The 4,639-nt window shown below is 64.1% G+C and carries 2 protein-coding genes; one reads left to right on the top strand and one right to left on the bottom strand.

Features of this window, described 5'->3' with window-relative positions:
- Positions 1–1,114: 1,114 nt before the first annotated feature.
- Positions 1,115–1,456 carry a hypothetical protein gene (locus ABNF93_RS34420; protein WP_349332452.1) on the top strand — a complete coding sequence of 114 codons (342 nt, stop codon included), beginning with the start codon at positions 1,115–1,117 and terminating at the stop codon, positions 1,454–1,456.
- Positions 1,457–2,812: 1,356 nt separating this feature from the next.
- Here ABNF93_RS34420 and ABNF93_RS34415 read toward each other — a convergent pair.
- Positions 2,813–3,952: a GAF domain-containing sensor histidine kinase gene (locus ABNF93_RS34415; RefSeq protein ID WP_349332453.1), complete on the bottom strand. Its 1,140-nt coding sequence runs from the start codon at positions 3,950–3,952 to the stop codon at positions 2,813–2,815.
- Positions 3,953–4,639: the final 687 nt, after the last annotated feature.

The following is a 4,639-nucleotide window of genomic DNA, read 5'->3' as shown; positions in this document are numbered from 1 at the left end:
AGACGTCCGCGAGTGGATCAAGAACTGGAACGAAAACCCCAAGCCCTTCATCTGGAAGAAGACCGCCGAGGAGATCCTCGACTCCCTCGCCCGATATATCGCACGAATTTCAGGCGGAGGACACTAGGACCGTTTCGTCGAACGACGGTTTTCAGCCGATCCATGACTTTCCTACAGTTGACGCTTTCGCCGGCTGTGTTCCATCCCATCCGCGCGGAGATCGAACTCCGCCCGGCGTGGATGTGGAATCGTCACTGTCTACCAGTTCACGGTACGCACAGCATCGGGGAATATCGAGTCACGGAAGGTCGCGACTGGCGTGGGTATTCACAAGCTGGCCGGTGCCTGTTTGCGGGGCTGCCGGCCGGCACGGTGGTGGACGCGCTTACCTCTAGCCTTCTTCCTGGGAGTGTCTGCGATGTCTGTGACGAGGCAGTGCGGACTCTCAGCCTTGTGTGGTGGACTGATTACCTTAAGCGCGTCCACGAGGTACACCCGGCGAGGGGTTCGCCGGTGGGGGCGACTCGAAGCCGCACACGCTGATCTGGTTCCAACACCGCGGCAGCGAAGAGCGGCAAAGCTGGCACGTGGACACATCTCCGTCGACCCGGCGCGGACGCCAGTCACGCATTGGCACAGTCTGCCCTTTCCGGCGGAACTCTGATCAACGACGAGCATGCACCGGCGGGATGGATCCCGGCTGACCCAGATGACAACAGGATGTTGCCGGGCCTCCTGCCCACCGAACAGGGGGCTTGCCTGCGAAAAGACCGCCGCAGCCGGTATTGGTGCGGACGACCGGCCGCCGGGTCTTCGGCCCGTCCGGTCACTCTCCGATGAGGCCGTCCACCGACTCGGGGTCGGTATCAACGGCTCCACGAACACCGTTACATGTTCAGTTTTCTGAACCCTGCTGGCAGGCTGTCCGGTTGATATCGATCAACAAGCCAGTTGAGGCGGGCTGTCGCCGACGGCGGGTGTTGGCGCGGGTGACTCGGGCGGCATGGCGACTGGAGGGGGCCGAGCGGGAACGCGAATGGGCGCTGGTCTCAGACCACACCGAGGGGTCTCGATCCGTGCCCTGGCCAAAGCAGTTGGGCTGTCGCCCTCGCGAGTGGATCAGATCCTGGCCGCCGCCGACCGAGCAGAGGTGGATTCGACGCTCGGTGAGCGGAGGGCGGAGGGCTGGCCGGCACCTGAAGATCCCGATGAGGATGCCGAGTTGGACGGCCGCGACAGCATCGATGACCGGATCTGCGACGAGGTCGAATGGCTACGGCGATGTGTGGACTGGCTGGCCCAACTGGACACCAGTGAGTATCCGGCGGCGGTCAACCTGCGCCCGGCCGTCGACTCGCCGGACACCGCCCACGTCACAGTCGACCTCGCGCGGGTGCGGCTGTCCTGGACCGCGTTGCCGCTGATCTGGATGAGCTGGCCCGCGCCCGCCGGGTAGCCGACCTGAGTACCGCAGCGATACTGCCTGACCAGCGTGCCGACCAGCGCCGGCGTCTGGCCGAGCCAGATCTGGACTTTCGTGACCTCTGCACGCGGCAACGCCTGCCCGCCTCATCCACTCGGCAACTGGAGCAGGCCTGGGATGTCTGGCAGGCCGAACGGCACCGACGCGGCGAGATCGACTAAAGAGCCGCCCACATCGACAACCCGTTCCGACCACGCTGACGACCGGAACAGAAGTCCGGCCTGTTCAGCAAACTGGACACGGTAACGGCGTTCATGGAGGGGTTGTTACCAACACCCCAAGTACGCGGGCCCAGGTCTCCTCGCGTTGAACGCCAAGCGGTTGGCCCCCCCCCCCGGTCAGAGCCAGCGCGGCGATGTCGATGGTCAACGATTGCTGGGCTTAACGAACCTGTGACCTGCTGCCATCAGACAGTGGGGTATCGGCTCGGTAGACGTGCCGCCGGCTCCAGAACGGCGATTGGTAAAAGGGTAGTACGGATGGCTGACCATGAGATGTCGTTGCCAGGTTCGCGGCTGTCAAGGCAATGGCAGCACCCGCTTGTCGACGATGCCTCACCGAGCGTCCGGCTACTTTCTGGCCTGTCTGGCTTCTCCACCATCTCCGCGCACCGCGATGCCGAGGTAGCGCCCTGCGCTGATGTTCCGACGTGAACGCCTTCGTGAAGGTCATCGAGGAGGGGTCCGGAACCGCCCTGCCGGCGGCCTGCAATGCCGTGGCGTACCGAATCCGGCTGACCCTCTCCCTGATTAGCGCAATGGCCGTAGCGTCTTGCCGATCAACGTCGTCGAGCTGGTCGAGATGGCTAGTGATCGCCTTGCGAACCTCCTGGTCTGCGCGTTCCCTGTCCAGAAGCGCCTGCCGCAGCTCGAGCTCGATGCTTCCGCCGTTGCGTGGGCTCGGGTCGTCCATCGCCTGGACCTTTCACGCCGTGCCACTCGGACGACGTTGCAGGTCGGCGGAGGTAGCTTCCCACGCGTTGCGTTGCGCTGATGCCAGGATCGAAGCCGAGTACGCGCGCGGCGAGAACTCCCACGACCTTGCGGGCGGCGGCGATCACGTAGTTGGCGTGCGAAGGCTGGTGCGGACACCGGTTGGTGTGCGCCTCGAGGTGGACTATCCCCTGACAGGTCGGTGGCGAACACGCGACACGCCGCACCAACCGCCCGTGCTCAATCGACCGTCATTCGCATACAGGCTGTGCTCGGGTCGATCAGCGTCGAGCTGGTCCAGCAGACCCCGCCGGCGCTTCGACAGCGTGGCGGGCGCTCGGGAGAGCATGAGGAGGGTCGAGGTCTCACTCGTCGACTTCATGGAACACGGTCGATTTCATAGGTCACGCTGCATTTCGGGGAACTGTGATTGAACCGGGATGCCAGCCCGGTCGGGAGGAAGAGGAACGTTCCAGGTCAGGACTGTGCCCTCGCCGGGGCTGTCGACGGTGAACGTGCCGTGGTGGCGTTCGGCGCGGACACGGAGGTTGCGCAGACCGCTGCGGCGGGTCGTGCCACCGACGCCGCGGCCGTTGTCGGAGACGCGGACGGTCAGCCCGGTGCCTTTGACAGTGAGCTCGACGCTGACCTCGGTGGCATCGGCGTGCCGAGCGGCATTGGACAGCGCTTCGCGGACGACCGCAAGAAGATCGGCGGCAACGGCATCGCCTACCAGTTCGATCGGGCCGTTGAAGTGAATCGACGGCGCGTACCCGAGCGAGGAGGTGGCGTCTCGAACGACGTCCAACACTCGCTGCCGCACACCATCACCGAACTGCTGGTATGGCACCGGCGAAGGTTGGAGTCCGAAGATCGTCGCACGGATCTGGCCAATGACGTCATCGAGCTTGGCCACCGTCTCCAGCAACCGCCGCCGCAATTGCGCACCGGGTTCGGCGTCTGCAGCAGCGGCGATGCTCTGCAGCCCAATTCCGGCGGCGAAGAGTTCCTGGAGGACGTGGTCATGCATATCGCGGGCAATCCGGTCGCGCTCTTCCAGCAGCCGCAGCTCTTCGGCCTGGGCGCGGTGTTCTTCCCTCTGCTTGGCCAGGACGGCCTGCGAAGCGAATGAGCTGAGCATTGCCACGTCCAGGTCGTCGAAGTTGGGCCGGCCCCGACGCTTGCCGACGTGCAATGCGCCCAATCGGGCTCCGTCGGGGTCCACGATCGGGACGCTCATGCCCGGACCGAAGGGAGCGACCCATGAGCGCGCCGGAGGGTAGAGGTTGGCGTAATTCGCCCAGTCGTTCCAGCGCTGTGTCTCGCCCGTGATCATGGCTAGTCCAGCGATTGAACCCTTCAAAGGCAGCCGCTGGCCAAGTAGCGTGTCGGCCTGCTCGCCGACCACGGCAACGTTTGTCAGCCAGTTCGGATCACTGGTGGGCAGGACGACAAGCGCGACGTCAGCGTCGGACGCTACGCGGGCTCTGCTCGCGATGAGGGACCACAACCCATCCGGGCCGGTGCCTGCCTGCATGGCCGAGGTGATCTCCACAGTTGCGAGTAGCCACGCACTACAACGATGGTGCAATTCGTCACCAGATGAATGCATTGTGACGATACTACGAATCGTACTTGCTGAGGGTTATCAAGCCCTCAGTGTTGCACACGCCAGCCTCACATAAAAGAGATCGCACGGCACTTGGGCGTTCCTGGCAACCGGCGCCCGAGCGTCCCTTCACACTGTGTGGGCTCGTCATCCCCCCATCCCTGCCCACATGCATTCCCCCTCAAGGGACAGCCGGCCGCACAGCGTATGAATTCGGCGATCAGCCACCGTGGCAGCGAAGCCTGGCCGTTGGCGTGGCGACGGGAGGTGGACGAATGAGTACAGGGGCGCCGGAACAAGTACGGGCGTTTCGCAGCCTGCCGTGTACCGTCGAGGACTTCCCGCGGGGTGAGCTGGCTATTCAGATCGATCATCCACCTCGCCCGAAGTGAAATGGGTTCCGGCGCGGCCCGATGTTCGTGTAGCTCGGTAGGCGAGGCGCCACGGCGCCAGCCGCGGCCGTTAAGCTCGCAGTGTGTACGACTAGTGGGTCTGTCTCAAATTTCGTGAGGTGGTGGGCTCGGTTTGGTGCGCGTGGAGCGACCTCGACGATTTCTTGTAATAACCAAATCTTGACTATGTCGGCGCGTGTCGTTCGGAATAAATGAAGCCCTT

Source organism: Actinopolymorpha sp. B9G3, from assembly GCF_040120725.1.
Classification (GTDB): Bacteria; Actinomycetota; Actinomycetes; order Propionibacteriales; family Actinopolymorphaceae; genus Thermasporomyces.
The sequence above is the reverse complement of the archived record's forward strand: the minus strand, read 5'-3'. Positions and strand labels throughout refer to the sequence as shown.

Excerpts from the sequence above, each read along its gene's own strand:
- ABNF93_RS34415 (WP_349332453.1), bottom strand. The coding sequence starts at position 3,952 with ATGCAGGCAGGCACCGGCCCGGATGGGTTGTGGTCCCTCATCGCGAGC.